Annotated in this window: 13 protein-coding genes; 10 read left to right on the top strand and 3 right to left on the bottom strand. The window is 43.0% G+C overall.

Features of this window, described 5'->3' with window-relative positions:
• Positions 1-114 precede the first annotated feature (114 nt).
• Positions 115-1,797 carry an NAD-dependent malic enzyme gene (locus ACT3TH_RS07195; RefSeq protein WP_444755173.1) on the bottom strand — a complete coding sequence of 561 codons (1,683 nt, stop codon included), beginning with the start codon at positions 1,795-1,797 and terminating at the stop codon, positions 115-117.
• A 450-nt stretch (positions 1,798-2,247) separates the two neighbouring features.
• A complete protein-coding gene (locus tag ACT3TH_RS07190) occupies positions 2,248-3,375 on the bottom strand; it encodes a M14 family metallopeptidase (protein ID WP_444755172.1) in 1,128 nt (375 codons plus the stop codon).
• A 176-nt stretch (positions 3,376-3,551) separates the two neighbouring features.
• Between ACT3TH_RS07190 and ACT3TH_RS07185 the strand changes: the two genes are divergently transcribed.
• The 10 genes from ACT3TH_RS07185 (at position 3,552) to ACT3TH_RS07140 (ending at position 16,156) form a co-directional block, all read left to right on the top strand.
• A complete protein-coding gene (locus ACT3TH_RS07185; RefSeq protein WP_444755171.1) occupies positions 3,552-4,004 on the top strand; it encodes a hypothetical protein in 453 nt (150 codons plus the stop codon).
• A 269-nt stretch (positions 4,005-4,273) separates the two neighbouring features.
• On the top strand, positions 4,274-5,428 hold the full coding sequence (locus ACT3TH_RS07180; protein ID WP_444755170.1) for a siderophore-interacting protein: 1,155 nt from the start codon (positions 4,274-4,276) through the stop codon (positions 5,426-5,428).
• 185 nt (positions 5,429-5,613) lie between these two features.
• Positions 5,614-6,378: an ABC transporter ATP-binding protein gene (locus tag ACT3TH_RS07175; RefSeq protein WP_444755169.1), complete on the top strand. Its 765-nt coding sequence runs from the start codon at positions 5,614-5,616 to the stop codon at positions 6,376-6,378.
• Positions 6,375-7,325, top strand: coding sequence for an ABC transporter substrate-binding protein (locus tag ACT3TH_RS07170; protein WP_444755168.1), 951 nt, complete (start codon positions 6,375-6,377; stop codon positions 7,323-7,325). Before ACT3TH_RS07175 ends, ACT3TH_RS07170 begins: the two co-directional genes overlap by 4 nt.
• A complete protein-coding gene (gene fhuB, locus ACT3TH_RS07165) occupies positions 7,322-9,295 on the top strand; it encodes a Fe(3+)-hydroxamate ABC transporter permease FhuB (protein ID WP_444755167.1) in 1,974 nt (657 codons plus the stop codon). Before ACT3TH_RS07170 ends, fhuB begins: the two co-directional genes overlap by 4 nt.
• 149 nt (positions 9,296-9,444) lie before the next feature.
• Positions 9,445-11,157: a multidrug ABC transporter permease/ATP-binding protein gene (locus ACT3TH_RS07160; protein ID WP_444755166.1), complete on the top strand. Its 1,713-nt coding sequence runs from the start codon at positions 9,445-9,447 to the stop codon at positions 11,155-11,157.
• Between the two features lie 411 nt (positions 11,158-11,568).
• The gene (locus ACT3TH_RS07155; RefSeq protein ID WP_444755165.1) at positions 11,569-13,779 is read left to right on the top strand and encodes a TonB-dependent siderophore receptor; all 2,211 of its coding nucleotides are present in this window, start codon (positions 11,569-11,571) and stop codon (positions 13,777-13,779) included.
• Positions 13,780-13,815: 36 nt separating this feature from the next.
• Positions 13,816-14,118, top strand: coding sequence for a hypothetical protein (locus ACT3TH_RS07150; protein WP_444755164.1), 303 nt, complete (start codon positions 13,816-13,818; stop codon positions 14,116-14,118).
• 27 nt (positions 14,119-14,145) lie between these two features.
• Positions 14,146-15,852 (top strand): PepSY-associated TM helix domain-containing protein, encoded by a 1,707-nt coding sequence (locus ACT3TH_RS07145; RefSeq protein ID WP_444755163.1) that lies wholly within the window; start codon positions 14,146-14,148, stop codon positions 15,850-15,852.
• A gap of 1 nt (position 15,853) precedes the next feature.
• Entirely contained in the window at positions 15,854-16,156 is a 303-nt protein-coding gene (locus ACT3TH_RS07140; protein ID WP_444755162.1) for a DUF3325 domain-containing protein, read from the top strand.
• 61 nt (positions 16,157-16,217) lie between these two features.
• Here ACT3TH_RS07140 and ACT3TH_RS07135 read toward each other — a convergent pair whose 3' ends face one another.
• On the bottom strand, positions 16,218-17,081 hold the full coding sequence (locus ACT3TH_RS07135; RefSeq protein ID WP_444755161.1) for a DMT family transporter: 864 nt from the start codon (positions 17,079-17,081) through the stop codon (positions 16,218-16,220).
• Between the last annotated feature and the right edge of the window lie 67 nt (positions 17,082-17,148).

Below are 17,148 nucleotides of genomic sequence, written 5' to 3'. Positions count from 1 at the left end.
CGGCAAGCCTTTTTTTATGTCATTTCAACTGCAAAACCAAAAACCCCTAATAAAAAAAGCCGAACACTACTTTTCACAGTAGTATTCGGCTCTTTTATACGTACTTTCTAGCTATTAGAAAGACGTACGACGGTAGTTGCGATATCTAGGTAACCAAAAATTGGCTTTTAATCGACGTTCTAAATTTTCCACTGTTACAGGTAAGGCCAATCCATCTTCAATTGCTTGTATTGCCACTGCATAGGCGATTTTTTCGCTGATTTCTCTAATGAATTTAATTGAAGGTAATATTGCACCTGGTGCTTTCTCATACTCCATGGATATATCTGCAAGTGCTTGGCTGGCCGCCATCAACATATTATCGCTGATACCCGTCGCATGCGATACCAGAACACCCAAACCAATACCAGGGAAAATATAGCTGTTATTACACTGAGAAATCTCAAAAGTCTGACCTTCAAAAGTGGTATGAGGGAAAGGACTACCTGTTGCAACAATTGCCTTACCACGACTCCAGTTAGTCACTTCCTGCGGTGTCGCTTCAACACGAGACGTTGGATTTGATAACGGTAATACTATAGGATGTTCGGTATTAGCACATAAAGTCTCGATCACCTCTTGTGTAAATAGACCTTTTTGTCCGCTTACGCCGAATAGTACCGTGACTTTTCCTTCTTTAACCACTTGTGCCAACCCAAGTTTTTGACTCTTATTCCAGTGTGCAATGGCGGCTTCTTTTTGTACTAAAGGCACTTGGAATTTTTGTAGTTCTGTCATGCTATCGGTTAATAGACCATAACGATCCACCATAAACACTTGGCTGCGGGCTTGCTCTTCTGTTAAACCCTCACGCTGCATTTGGCGAATGATATGTTCGGCGATACCGCAACCTGCAGATCCTGCCCCTAAAAAAGCGATTCTTTGCTGGCTAAGTTTTTGACCCTTATTCAAACACGCGGCAATCAATGTACCGACTGAAACCGCCGCCGTTCCTTGAATGTCATCGTTAAAGCAGCATAATTGGTCACGATATCTGTTCAATAATGGTGTCGCGTTTTCTTGTGCAAAATCTTCAAATTGTAATAACACTTCCGGCCAGCGACGTTTAACAGCTTGAATAAACAGGTCGACAAATTCATTATATTCATTACCAGAGATACGTGGATTTCTCCAACCCATATACATAGGATCGTCAAGCAACTGCTGGTTATTGGTACCCACATCTAACAAAATCGGTAGACAGTAAGCTGGGCTAATACCGCCGCAAGCTGTGTATAAAGACAATTTACCAATGGGAATTCCCATACCGCCGATACCTTGATCGCCTAGGCCCAAGATACGTTCACCATCAGTGACCACGATGACTTTTACTTTTTGTTTGGTGGCATTTTGCAGCATATCGTCAATGTTATGACGCTCAGGATAAGAGATAAATAAACCACGTTTACGGCGATAAATTTGCGAGAATTTTTCACAGGCCTGGCCAACGGTTGGTGTATATATAAGCGGCATCACCTCTTCAATGTGCTGCTCAACCAAATGATGAAATAACGTCTCATTGGTATCTTGTATATTACGTAAGTAAATATGCTTATCCATATCGCTCGTAAATGAGCGAAGTTGATGATAAGCACGTAATGATTGCTCTTCAATCGTCTCAATGTTATGAGGTAATAAACCTGTTAAATTGAAGTTATTTCGTTCTTCTGATGAAAAAGCGCTCCCCTTATTTAATAAAGAGGTTTCTAACAAGGCTGGTCCAGCAAAAGGAATGTATAACGGACGTTTGGTTTGCATAATAAATCTTCTTAGTGAAAGTGTATTGTGGTACAAATTTAACTATTTAAATATTTTTGCTCATTCATTAAATAATCAGACTTTAAAGCGGAAGCGATCAAAAGGATAATAACGTCAATTTAAGTGCAACGGTTCAGTCGTTAAGAGCAGCGATGCAAACGTTATCCAAATACCAGAACAAAACCAGCCGAAGCAAGCTTGTTGGCATAGCGCCCTATTATACTGAAATTATGGCCCTACTTGAAAAAATTAAGCAATTTAAACAGTAATTAAGAATGGCTAAAGAGAAACAAAAAGTTTTGACTAGGGAGTATTAAGATTAAATAAATAAAAAACCCGATCATTTTGTATGAGCGGATTTTTTATTTATTAGCGACAGCGGGCTTTTAACCTGCGTCTTCAAGATTCGCTGCCTGCTATATTGATAGTTGCAAACTCTTTCGCCACTAATTAACGTAACTCATCAACGACGGCTAGCATAGCGATCAATGACGCTTCACCCAATTTCGCTGAACGCTCTGGCGACCAGCCTGTCTCTACATCAGGTACATTATCATTGTCTTTAAATGGCATCTCTAACGTATTGGCAAGGCAATCAAAACGTTCTGCAACCCAATTGGTAGCAAGCGTCATATTGGCTGTACCTGGTGCATCAATGTCATAACCAAATTCAGATTGGAAATCGGCGCTCGCAAGCTTTAATACGTCTGAAAACTTATCGCGTAAATTCGCAAGGCGCTCATTATAACTTGGCGCACCTTGAGAACCTGCAAGGAACACATAAGGCAGTGCTTCATCGCCGTGCACATCATAGAACAAATCAACCCCTGTCTCTTCCATCTTATTGATTACGTAGAATACTTCAGGGCTTTTCTCCAAACTTGGGTTTGACCACTCACGGTTCAAGTTAGTGCCTGCTGCATTGGTGCGTAGATGCCCGCGCACGCTACCATCTGGGTTCATATTAGGCACAATATAAAAATTTGCTTTTTCTAATAGCAATCTACTATTGGCATTATCACTGTCTAATAAACTTTGTAGCAAGCCTTCGACCAACCATTCTGCCATCGTCTCACCAGGATGCTGACGCGCCGTGATCCAAATATTGCGTTTGCTCGCATCATTATCACCGATTTTGACTAAGGTTAAGTCACGCTTATCGAGCGTCTCGCCTAGATGCTCTAATGTCACTAACGGATGCTCTTGAGCGGCTGCCAATAAATCTTGATGACGCTCATAACTGTATGGAGCAAAATAAGCAATTTGAATAGTTGCATATTCTAAGTTTGCTACGATGGTTAGCTTCCCCTCTTTATAAGTGGTGGGCAAACGGAACCAATGCTGACGATCATAAGACGCAACCGCTTGGTAATTCTCCCAGCCAGTAGGATATGAGGACTCCCCTGCATTAACAATATTGAGAACATATTGCTCGCCGACCTGACCTGATAGCCGAAAGTTAAACCACTGGAAAAACTCACCGCCGACGTCTGGGCGAATCGCCAATTGAATGTCTTTTTTGTCCTCTAAATTGATAACCTCAATATTACCGGCATCAAAATTGTCAGTGATATGCATAACTTCTCCTTAGTATATTCTTAGAATGGTTTTTATATGACTTTTGCTTACAAACTTATCATTAACACAGACTTAAACCAAATCTATTGACTAAAAGTCTGCCTACTCATTCATTGCTTTCGACTAGAAGTTAATAGACTATTGATAGTACATGTTTAATGTAAAAGGTTTAATCGATGAATAAAACACTGAGTTTCATTGTGTCGACTTTTCTTCTAACTGGCTGTGCGTCAACGAGCAGTATGAAAGACAGTAGTAGTAACATTGAGCCTGATATAGATAGATCAAGTCTACCCAGCGGAATATTTACTTACTATGACGACCCTTCGCGATATTATCTACCCGTCGAATACTTTTTAATAGGTCAGTTTGTCACACAAAACGACTGTTTATTATTTGAGACAAATGCTGAGCTTTATACGCCTGTACTGCCAGCAAAACATACGAAGTATACAATAGGCGACGCTCAGATCACTGTCGGTAATGAAGCGTACAAAATAGGAGAAACGGGAGATATTTCCGCGCATCCTATAGAAAGAGAATACATTCGCAATTTTATCACTGAAGGACCGTCTCAGTGCCTACTTGATCAGTTTATGAAAATAGAAGTCCGAGGTGTAAAGATATAATCTGTTTGCACTACTATTGCGAAGAATTATCCAATCTCTTATGAAGAAACCTACCCGGCTATTGACATAAAACCCAATAGGCGTAACAATAAGAAAAACATTAATGATTATCAATAACTAATCTGCTCTTTCCAATACTATACACCTGACGTTCCAGCCGCCGTAGTCACCAATACACTCACTCATATTGACTACGGCCCCGCTTTTGAGCGCTGTGATGCTATCTAAAAAACCACTATTACTATATTTATAGATTGGATACATACCTTATGGCTCAACCTGTTGCTCAAGATGTTATCAATAAAACCCCACTAATAGTCGCTGACAAAGACCTGTTTGTCGATCATATCAACGATGAGCACCAAGATGAGCTGGTAATGTTCATCAACATTTTTACCAAAGCATCCATACGCGAGGATTCAGTTCCATCAATAGTTGAGCTGTATCCTGATGGGATGCTACTAGCGTTGACAGGCATCAATAACGATCAGGACAATCCTGAAAATACAGCTTATCCAATTGAGCAACACTTTATTAACTTTATGTCCCCTGTTGATGACACGACGTCTTTGAACGAACAATATATAGCCTTGTTACAAAGAGCCGCCACCAAGCTTGGCAAACGCACAATAAAGCTACGCGAGCAGTTATTTACGGTGATTGATGGCTACTATGCCAGTCCTAACATGTATCGTCTGCTGGTTACTGCTCCTGACAATACGCCACTCCATCAGGCTGGTTACGCCTATTTGCTTGATCTTAATGCCTCGTTTGTAGCCTCAAAACTGGCCTCAGCCCAACAAAATGACGCGGATGACAGTGATAGCACTAATGAGTTCCAAGGTGTTTATCGTTATTACTCACTAAGAAAAGCATGGCGAGACTCGGATAGCGCGTCTGTTCACGCTTGGATAGATGTTTATATCCATGGAGATACGCCAGGCGGCAATTGGGCGAGATCTCTCGGTACGGGTGCACAGATAAAAAGTGTGCGTGAATATCCCGAAAAATTAGATCACCTCACTGACGGGCAATGCCTGCTTATCTGCGATGAAACCTCACTGCCTACGGTTGCCAATCTCTTAGAGAACTGGCAAAACCCATTGTCGCCACTCGTCATTGCCATTACTAATGATCCAAAAGACATAAGCTATTTACACAACATCACACTTAGCAAGCGCTTGTCTCATGACAAGGATTTCAAACAAGAAAACCTACTACATATTATCAATGTGCCAAAAACGTCAATTACTGACCAAATATTAACGACTTTAAATACGCGATTGGCCGTAACGTCTACCAAAATCGACAAAGTATGGGGCGCGCTTGAAGCAGCTGATATTAAGTCTTTAAGACCACAATTAAAGTCAGTCCTTGGGCTATCTCGTCAAGACATGACGATACAAGTCTATTGGCGCGTGTAATAGTCATGGTCTTATAAGATATAAAGGCTTTTTAACTTTATCAAGTACCTACAATGACTAACGATGCAGTGCCTACTACTTTGCGAAAGTTTCCGATAAACATATTTTTTAAATAAAAATGAAAATCATTTGCATTACTAAGCTATTTTTATTTAGAATGCTTCATTTACTTTAGACTGCTCACTATGATGTACATCAATGATTTAGGTTTAATACGTCAAAAAAAAGTATTACTGCATCCGACTTCTTTTAAAATTGAACCAAAAAAGCTTTATGCCTTGATTGGGCATAATGGTTCGGGCAAATCCAGTCTTATTAAAGCGATGGCAGGAGAGATGACACCGAGTCAAGGTGACATTCAGATCAATGAGCACAACCTACGAGAATTTTCTGCCAAAGCATTGGCGCAAAATTTGGCATATCTACCGCAAAACCTGCCTGACGCTGGGGCTTTCACCGTTTATGAGCTGGTGATGCTGGGACGATACCCTCATCAAAAATGGCTACAAAAACCCACTGCTCAAGATCATGAGCATGTGAATAAAGCCATCACTCTCACTCAAGTTGACGCTTTTCGAGACCGTCAAGTGTCAACCTTGTCTGGTGGTGAACGTGCGCGCGTATGGCTAGCCATGTGCCTGGCTCAGCAAACAGAATTTCTGCTATTAGATGAGCCACTGGCTGCGCTTGATGTCGTCTACCAAGTTGAAGTCCTAAAATTGATTCGTCAGTTGGTTGACGAGCAAGGGTTGGGTGTGGTCATTATCTTGCATGATTTGAATTTAGCAGCGCGTTTCTGTGATGAATTTATCGCTTTAAAACAAGGTCAGCTTTGCCACATGGGTGATGTGAAAAGCACCATGCAAAAAGACGTATTACACTCGATATTTGGGGTAGATTTCACCCTATTGACCCATCCTGACACCAGTCATAAAGTAGCGGTTATATGAAAGCAATTGCCCCTATCATTGGGCTTTGTGCAGCTTTATGCTCAGGAGTATGGTTGAGCGGTTGCCAACTCTCTGATGCCACACCACCTTTGTCTACACCAAACAATCAAACATCTCCTAAAGTAATGACCCCTGATTGGGGCATTGCTGCGACGCTGGTTGCCATGGGGCACCCGCCAGTGGCTATGGGTGACAAACCTTTTTATAAGGAATGGGTCGGCAAACCCCTCATACCTGCTACGACATACGATGTGGGTACACGTTATCAGCCCAATCCTGAGATGTTCTCCCAACTAGACATAGATGTGGTGATAGACAGAGCATTTTATGAGCACTTGCGTCCTATGTATGGCGACTTGGATGTCCATTCTATTGAACTCAACAGCACCAATAGAGTCGCCGCTTGGGAAGATTTTATAGAACCCACTTTAGACTTGGGCCGGTCTATTAACCAACCTCAGGCCGCCCAGGATTATCTAGATAATAGTAAAAAACAGATAATACAAGCAGGACAAACTTTTCACACACGCTACCCTCATATTAAAAAATTGGCTGTCGTACAATTTGCGGATACCAACAATTTGCGGATGTTTTCATATAACAGTTTGTTTCAGCCAGCATTGGATGCTATGGAATTAGAGCTAGTGGCATTTGCAGATGGTAATGAATGGGGCTTTGCATCCATTATGCTCGGCGATTTAGCGAAGCTGGATGATGATACCTGCCTTGTGGTCGTTGAACCTATTGGCGACCTTCTCAAGTTAGAGCTAAAAGACAGCTTGGTATGGCAGCGCTTGGGATATTCTTTTGATGAAAATCAAACTGCCAATAAAGGCCGATGCCTTGCTTTGCTGCCTGCAACATGGAACAACAGTGGTGTGGCTTCTATGAATGTCTTAGCCGATCGCCTAATGAACGCCACTTTTGTAGGCAATACCGACTTATGATGATTAAAAACAATTTTTTGTCTACCAACCGCATTCAGATTATGGTCATCCTATTAATCGTGATGGCAATGGTAAGCAGTTACGCAGTCGTGCGGCAGCTGTGGAACTTACCTTTCCTCGAATTGTTTACACCGTCATTTGATTTGTCTCTTACAGACATGAGTCTTCAGCTACAAATCGTACCGACTATGTTGGTGGCTTCCACGGCTGGGGGTCTTTTGGGGTTGGTCAGTGTCCTGTTACAACAGTTGGTAAAAAACACGCTCGCTTCAGACACGACATTGGCCGTCGGTAGTGGCGCAAATATGTCGTTGCTGCTTGTCACTTTATTTTTTCCCAGTTTGAACCTAGGCGGTAGCTTTTGGGTCGCTTTCATAGGGGCGCTCAGTAGTATGGCGATTGTATTCATCCTCGCCGCTCCTAGTCGTATGAACCCTTTAGTGTTAGTACTTGGTGGCTTGGTCACCAATATTTTACTGGGGGCAATTGCAGCCTTATTGTTAATCTATTACGCTGAAGAATCCCTCAATGTCATGGTATGGGCAGCAGGCAGTCTCACGCAGAACAATTGGCACGTCTCTACCGTACTAACCGTCGCCAGTGTGATTGCCTTTATTAGCTTATTGCCCTTATTAAAGCCTTTAGAAATAATGAGCTTGGACGATAGGCAAGCAAAAAGTTTGGGCGTGCCTGTCAATCTCATTCGCGGACTGGTGATTGGATTGGTTGCCATACTAACGGCTCTTGTCGTCAGCCGCGTGGGGCCTATTGGTTTTATTGGTCTAGGTGCTGCTACCCTCGTCAACGTGTTTTCGGTCAGACATATCGGTTACCGTCTACTGTTGGGTTATGGGTTTGGGGCGCTTTTGTTGTGGGTGACCAGTAATGTCACGACGATACTACAACATTATTTGAGCTTAAACGTACCTGCTGATGCAATGACCGCTCTCCTTGGTGCGCCTTTAGTCATATGGCTGATCATGACCCAAAGTCGTCAGCATACGGACGAAATTACTCCGACTCTTGTATCGGAACGCCGCGACACACACTTGCTCCGCTGGAGTGTCGCTTTAGTTTTGCTAATAGCCAGCATCCTTGTCTTTACTGCCACCGCGAATGGCTGGCAACTCAATGCTGTCTGGAATTTGATTGTTGATTTTAGACTGCCGCGTACCCTAAGCGCTGCTGCAACTGGTGTGATGTTAGCGACTGCGGGCGTACTGCTACAGACCTTGACTCGCAATCCTATGGCCAGTCCTGAAGTATTGGGCATTAGCTCCGGTTCAGCCATAGGCGTGATTTTGGCCTTTATTTTCTTACCGAACTTTGGCTACACTGGCATTGTACTATCAGGGTTATTGGGCGCATCGGTTGTGCTTGGTTTAATCTTATGGTTGGCTCGTAGAGTGAATCCCGCTTACCTACTATTGGTTGGCATCGCCATTGCCGCATTGATGGGTGGTCTGTTAAGTCTGGTCAAAATATCGGGCGATCAACGACTACAAGCGGTGCTGAGCTGGCTATCAGGCTCTACTTATCTTGCCAGCCCTGAGACTGCTTGGTTACTTGTGATATTTGCTATATCCCTTTTCCTATTGAGTCTTATGGTGATAAAACCATTAGAGATATTAAGCTTAGGTAGCGGGATAGCTCGGGAGCTTGGCGTATCTTTGCGACTGTTTCAAAGCGTGATATTAATTTTGGTAGCTGCCCTAAGTACCATATCAACGTTGGCAGTGGGTCCGCTCAGTTTTGTTGGTTTGATGATTCCTCATCTTGCTACCACGCTAGGTGCAGTTCAACTCAAGCGCCAATTGCAATTGGCAGCTATTTTGGGAGCAGCGTTGATGGTAATCGCTGACTGGCTTGGGCGTTATATTATATTCCCGTATGAGATACCAGCTGGCACCATTGCCGCAATTATTGGTGGTGCGTATTTCTTATACCTGATGCGCCGTATCAAAGCGTAAATCAAATCGTACTGAAAAATCGATGATAAATCATTTGTTACGATCATTTATCTAACGCTATTCATAGCATTTAAAAAAAAGGAGTTGGGACGCGCCTCCTCCTTTTATGCTACCAACATACATAAAATTCACTCTATTACTGAGCCGCTATGTCTTCTCGCACCCCATCTTCTTTGTACCGTATGATTTGGGCATATTATCGCCTACCTTTTCTCAAAGTCATTTTACTCAACTTAGTGAATGCAGCGGTTAGTGTTGGCATTATTGCTTTTATCAATCACACCTTTATCAGCCAGCCTGCTTTTAATACGTTGTCGTGGGTCAGTTTGGGCTATTTTGCCGCTTTGATACTGTTACTGCTAATTACTACTTTTATATCGCAGTATACTTTGACTTGCTTGGGACATAAGTTCGTCTACGAGCTAAGAACCAAACTGGTCAAACAAATCATCGATACCAAAGTCCCGCAAATTGATAATCTAGGAAGCGCACGGTTGATTGCCAGTCTATCCTCTGATATTCAATCAATTACCGTCGCCTTTGTCCGTATGCCAGAGTTGGTTCAAGGTGTGATTTTATCTACGGGAGTCGCGCTTTATTTGGGCTGGTTGTCGCTACCACTACTATTGATTGTCATGTTTTGGATCGTGATGACGATTTGGATAAGTACCATTTTAGTCAAGCATGTTTATCAACATTTAAAGGGATTAAGAGAGCTTAATGATCTTTTATATGAAGATTATCAATCGATCATAGAAGGACGTAAAGAGCTTGCTCTGAATCAACACCGTGCTGAAAAGCTGTATAAAACTGATTTTTTGACCCATGCTAAATCGTATGAAAAAGCAGTAATTAAAGCGGATACGTTTCATTTATCCGCGGTGAATTGGTCAAACATCATGATGTTTGCAGCAATTGGCGTGGTGTTTGCTCTATCAAACTATCTTGACATACCGATGGGCGTTGCCACTACTTTTTCTTTGACGATTTTATTTATGCAGTCGCCTTTATTGCATGCAGTTGGCGCTTATCCAACCATACAAACTGCACAAGTGGCGCTAGACAAAATCCATTCTCTAGAGCTTAGTGACTATAAACCAGAATTTACGACCAATGCGCTTATACAAGATTGGCAGTCTATCTCATTAACGGACATTGGCTATCGCTACCAAGGGAGTGAAGAAAACTCTCAAGGTTTGGTGACTCAAACTGACAACCACGCTGGTGATATATTAAGTGAGGTCAACTTTACCCTCAAACGTGGAGACGTGGTCTTTTTGATAGGCGCTAACGGTAGCGGTAAGTCTACTCTTGCAAAGATTATCACAGGGATTTTCACTCCTACCAATGGTCAAGTAAAAGTGGATGATAAAACAGTTTCAGACGTCAACGCTGTTGATTATAGACAGCTATTTTCTGCTATTTTCAGCGATCAGCATCTGTTCAAACAACTGGTCGGTAGTGAAGGCAATGACCCTGATATGACCTTGGTGACATCTTGGTTGCACAAATTGAACTTACAAGAAAAAGTCAGTGTGACCGATGACCGTTTATCAACTGATAAATTATCACAAGGACAGCGAAAACGTTTGGCTATGTTGATTTCTGTCGCTGAGCAAAAAGACATTTTATTACTTGATGAATGGGCGGCTGATCAGGACCCTGCCTTTCGCCGCGTGTTTTACCAAACGCTTATTCCCGAATTAAAAGCGATGGGTAAAACCTTATTTATTATCAGTCACGATGACGGTTACTTTGAACATGCTGACCGACTGCTACTGATGAAAAAAGGCAAATTAATAGAATTAAATGCTGAAGAGCGACAGCGCGCTAGTGCTGATGCCATATCTATGTTGCACTAAATACCAATGATCAAATACTAGTGATAAAATACGACTAACATTGGGACAACCTACGGGCGCTACATTTATACAGTAGCGCTCCTCAATGAATCATTTCCTCCAATCACTATACCCTCCTCGCTTTATCACACAACGATACAAACCTGCATGCAAATGTGTCAAAAATATTTCTCTATTGTATTGCTAATCATTATCATTATCATTATCATGTACACAATTAATCGTGCCTATCTGTGCACCTTAAATAGCGTGTCCTTTACCAAATCGTTCATTGGTCATTTGAATCTGTACCGAGATAATGTTGGACCAATCCTTCTATTACTTTAATTGAGATACCCTCTGATGTTTATAATTGCACAAGACACAAAGCGACATAAACCCAGCACGTTAAGTTGGTTCGTCAAGCGGACAATGCACCTTTCAGCCATTGCCTCATTGGCGGTCAGCTCATCTATTATTCACGCTGAAACTGTATCGCAAACACCGACTGATAATGGTATCGAAATTAATCGCGCTGACAACGCAGCAGAACCAAGCACTACTTTAGAGACTATCGTAGTCACGGCAAATACCAACTCACAAATCACTGAAAACACGGATCGCTATACCATCCCTGTCGCGACCAGTGCCACAGGCATGGCGCTATCAGCCAGAGAAACGCCGCAAGCGACCAGCGTAGTGACTAATCAGCAGCTTAAAGACCAAAACTCAACCAATCTAACAGATGTCCTCAAACGTGCACCTGGTATTCAGGTAGGCAGTATTGACGGCGCTCGCAGCGGGTTTTCAGCGAGGGGTTTTGGCATTACTGGTTTTCAAATTGATGGGTTAAATACCGATTTTGTTCAGCAAGCGGCAATGGGCGAATATGGTGTTAATACCGCCATGTTTGATCATGTGGAAATCGTACGAGGCGCGACTGGTTTGATGAGTGGCTCAGGCGACCCTTCTGCCAATGTCAATTTAATACGTAAACGTGCCGATAGCAGCGTGCCCGCCACCGAACTCTCAGCGGACGTAGATCGTTTTGGTAAATATGGGCTGAGTGTCGATCATAGCCAGCCTTTGACTGAGAGCGGTGCGGTACGTGGTCGAGTGGTCGCAAGTTATCAAGATGGTGATACCTTTATCGACCGTCAAGAACTGGGTCAAAATCTGATTTACGCTACAGTTGATGCCGATCTGAGCGACAACACCACCGTCAGCGTGGGTGCAAGCCGTCAACATAACAAATCAAAATCGACCATGTGGGGCGGTTTGCCAAGTTACTTAAGTGATGGCTCAAAAGCGGATTGGGACACCAGTAAAAACGGCAGTCCAAATTGGTCAAACTGGGACTCTGACAATACCTACTACTTCGCTGATGTCTCTCATGATTTTAATGAAGATTGGAACCTAACCACTAAAGCCAGTTACAACGAGAGTGATAGCAGCCCAAAACTCCTTTATATGTATGCCAACGCAAATCAGGAAATCGACCCTAATGTTGGACTGGTCTACAACTTAAATCCATTCCACGCTGATACCGAACGCAAACAAGTCAATGTCAAAACTGAGTTAACTGGTAATTTTGATGCATTAGGCAGAACGCATCAACTAATTCTAGGTGGCTCTTATAACAAAAGCGATCTTGATACCTTTACTTATAAAGCACCGCCTGATGGACTTTTACCGATATCTGAATTTGATAACTGGGATGGCAGCTACGCTGAGCCAGCATGGGGCGCTAGAACTCAAAGCTCTGATGTGACTACTAAGGAAAAAGCCATCTTCGCCGCCACTCAGCTTAAGCTCACTGACCCTTTGTCAGTGATTTTAGGGACTCGCGTGTCTGATTATGAGCGCTCGGGTATACAGTATGGCAGTAATGTGGACACCAAATCCGATCATATCTGGACGCCTTATGCGGGTATCACTTATGATATCAATGAAAACCACAGTGTCTACGGCAGCTATAGCGACATCTTTAAGCCTCAGTCAAAGCGTGATATCAATGGTAACTATCTTGATCCTATTGAAGGCAAAAACTACGAGATCGGTCTAAAGAGTGAGTCGGACAATGGTGCACTACAAAGCCAAGTCAGTCTCTTTAAAATTGAGCAAGACAATCTTGCGCAACTCGATGGCAATCAAACCATACCAGGTACTAATGAATTTGCCTACGTTGGCGCAGAAGGTGCCAATAGTCAGGGCGTCGAAGTGGAAGTCACAGGTCAGCTGAGTGATAAGCTAAAGGCCACTATCGGATACACGCATTTTAATGTTGAAGATAAGAATGGTAAGGCCATAAATACAGGCTACGCGGATACCACGCTTAATCTGTTTGCTACCTATGATATGAACGATATCATTCCTAATTTGACCATTGGTGGCGGTGTCGATTGGTCAAATGGCTACTACGGTGTTGTCACAAACCCTATTACCCAGAGATCTGAAAAGTACGGTCAAGATGATGTAACCCTTGCGAGCATCATGGCAAAATATGCCTTTAATGACAATTTAGAAGCACAAGTTAACGTCAACAACTTATTCAACCAAAAATATCTTGCTGGCGAAAACTTCTTTGGATTGACTTATGGTGAACCTATCAATGTAGTAGGTAGACTGACGTATCGCTTTTAGTCTGAATACTGGTTTTTTAAACAAGTAGACCGTCACATGAGTCATCGCCGTAGCAAGCAAAAAAGTAGCCAAGGTTTTTATCTGCCCAGTCTTAATGTACTAAGTCGCATTGTTTTAGCGATGGGTGGCGGCTATGGCGTGGCGGTACTCACGAATCTTGTATTTTTGGCCTTACCAATGGATACGATTTCTGCTATCTATTGGAGTCAAATTGCAAGTATCGTGGTGTACGCGGTCATCATTATCTTGGTATTCTCGCTGCAGCATCTGTGGCTGGCTTGGACAGTCGTCGCTGGCATTGCTGCGATATTAGGAATTATCTGCTATACCACTATTTAGTTTTTTATTATAATCAGGTCATTTTTGATGTCAGACTCTGCTAAAACCCAAACTGTAGCGATGACCAAAACTAAGACAAAAGCCAAGGGGAAAGGTTATCGGGCAACGATGTCCGACGTACATACTTGGTTTGGATTACTATTGGGTTGGTTATTATTTACCATCTTTCTCATGGGTACGGTCAGTTATTTTAATAACGAGCTGACCGCATGGATGCAACCTGACATTCCTGCTGTCTCCCAGCAAACCTCACTAGCGTCCCAGCAACTTCAGTCAACACAGTCACAAAAACTCCAAAATGCGGCAAGCACAGCAAATAAGCCTGAACCATTTAGCGTGGCGATTGCACACTTGCAAGCAACCCAAGCAAACGCCAAAAACTGGTTTATCACCACAGGCCCTAGTAGCACGAGTAATGATCAGCGCTTGCATGTTACTGTCAGTACTGAGGATGAAAGACTACAATATCAATTTGATACGCAAACCCGAACGCTATATACACCAAGAGATACCGCAGGCGGTAACTTCTTTTATCGCATGCACTTTGATTTGCACTATATGAGTGTGATATGGGCGAGAATCATCGTCGGTATTGCATCTATGATGATGTTGATTGCCATCATCGCTGGTGTCATCGTCCACAAAAAGATATTTACCGACTTTTTTACTTTTCGCTGGGGCAAAGGTCAACGCTCGTGGCTTGATGCACACAATGCTTTTTCAGTATTACCCCTGCCCTTTCATATTATGATTACGTTTACAGGTATCATCACCTTAATCACGTTATACATGCCATGGGCTGGCAAGGTCTCCGACATTAACACTCAGCAATTTTTTGAAGAAATTTATTCTTATCGAGCTGCTGATGCAACAGAGCTACAACCTGCATCGATGGTAGATGTCACCCCCCTACTGGCGAGTGCTCAGGCGGACTGGCAAAAACTCAATCCCAATTATGCGATTACGAGTGTCAGTATCAATCATCCCAACACTGACCACAGTATGATTATCATCGATGGGAAAGCCGACCGCCAAATATCGACGATAGGCGTGTTTCGTATCTATGATGGGCAAACAGGAAAAACCCTTAAACAAAGCGAGCCACCACCACTTGCTGTAACTACTCAAACGGTCATGATTGGATTGCATGCAGGACGTTTTGCTGACTATTGGCTGCGCGGACTGTACTTCTTATTGGGCGCGGCTGGATGCGGTATGATTGCGACAGGCTTGGTACTTTGGACAGTAAAACGCCGTCGTCAATTACTCGATATGGACAAGCCTTATGCCGGATTTTGGCTGGTGGAAAAGCTCAATATCGCAACGCTTGCCGGACTACCATTGGCTATGGTAGGGTTTTTATGGCTCAACCGTATGCTGCCTTTAGATATGACGAATCGCGCAAAGTGGGAAATAGATGGCTTTTTTATGATATGGGCAGGCAGTTTGCTGCTGACTTTATGGTGCTCCAATCGTCATGCATGGCGCATTTTGCTGTCATTGGTCACGCTATTGCTCTTGTTCACACCGCTACTCAATAGCCTCACCACTGAGCGTGGGTTTTTTCAAAGTATCTTAAATAGAGATATATTATTTATCAGCTTTGATGTTGCTTGTTTCATTTTAGCGCTACTGTTTGCGTACATCACTTATGCAGCGACTTTTAAAAAAGTGTCTCCCAAACAAAAGACGAAGTCGAAGCACCGCTTAGCATCTCAGATAGGAAACCCATAGTATGTCTAATTTGATGCTGTCTGGACTGCTATTTTTACTGAATCTGCTGAGTATGATTGCCTTAATGATGAGCAGTAAAAGACATAAAGATAAATTTCAACGCAAACTGCCACTACTCTTAAATGAGCAATGGCTACGCGGGCTGGGATTCATACTCTTAGTAATTGCGTTTTCATTGACCTATACTTCAGACCAGACGGGCTATTTTGTCGTGATGTGGTTTGGGAGTTTGACAGCGGCCGCAGGATTGGTTTATTGCGTTATGATGGTATATGAGCAATTGAGACCGATTACCTCTCGATAATTTGACCTGTCTTATCGATATATTCGAAATAACAGAAATCAAAGCCATCATCAATAGCGTCTTAAACCGCATATTTTTTAGCTCCGACCACGCACGCAACTGCGCCCAATGTGCTTATCAACATGCCTGTGCTAACCATCTCATGGAGCAATAAAGCCGCCAATGCCAATCCCATAAAAGGCTGCATTAGCTGTAGTTGGCCAACTGCTGCAATACCCCCTAAAGCCAAGCCACGATACCAAAATATAAAACCAATAAACATGCTAAATAAGGATACATAAATTAAGCCCGCCCAAGCAGTCGCGCTCACCTCTATCAAAGACTCAGGCCATGTGAACCACATAATTGGCAGCATAATAGGTAGAGATAGAACTAACGCCCAACTAATCACTTGCCAGCCACCGAGTACTCGTGATAACCGTCCACCTTCGGCATAACCGAGTCCGCAAGCTATCACTGCACCCAGCATTAACAAGCCTCCTATTAGGGAGGTAGAATCACTGTTTAATGCTGCATAACCTGCCACAAATAAGCTGCCTAGTAAGGCAAACAACCAAAACAAAGCTGGGGGACGCTCATCCCCTCGCCAAACTGCAAAGATTGCTGTAAATAACGGTAGGACGCCCAAAAAAACCATAGCGTGAGCTGAGGTGACATACTGTAGCGCCATGGCACTGAGCAGAGGAAACCCGATGACTACACCTAGAGTAACAATGGTTAACGCTGGCAAATCTGTCTTGGTCGGCAAACGTTGTTTTAACATAAGTAAAACCATACCGCCAAGTAATGCGGCAAGTGTCGCTCTTGTCGCAGTCAGAAATACGGGATCAAAATCCATCACCGCTAAGCGTGTGGCTGGTAGCGACCCTGCAAAAATAACCACGCCAATAAATCCGCTAATCCAGCCTTGAGTCAATTTTTTCATAATCATACCACTGTGTATTTATGTCATGATTAAAACAAAAGCACAGTGGGTTATCTATGTACAATCC

Origin of the sequence: Psychrobacter sp. AOP22-C1-C5 (assembly GCF_052378885.1) — a bacterium.
GTDB lineage: Bacteria > Pseudomonadota > Gammaproteobacteria > Pseudomonadales > Moraxellaceae > Psychrobacter.
This window is presented reverse-complemented; position numbering and strand designations above follow the sequence as displayed.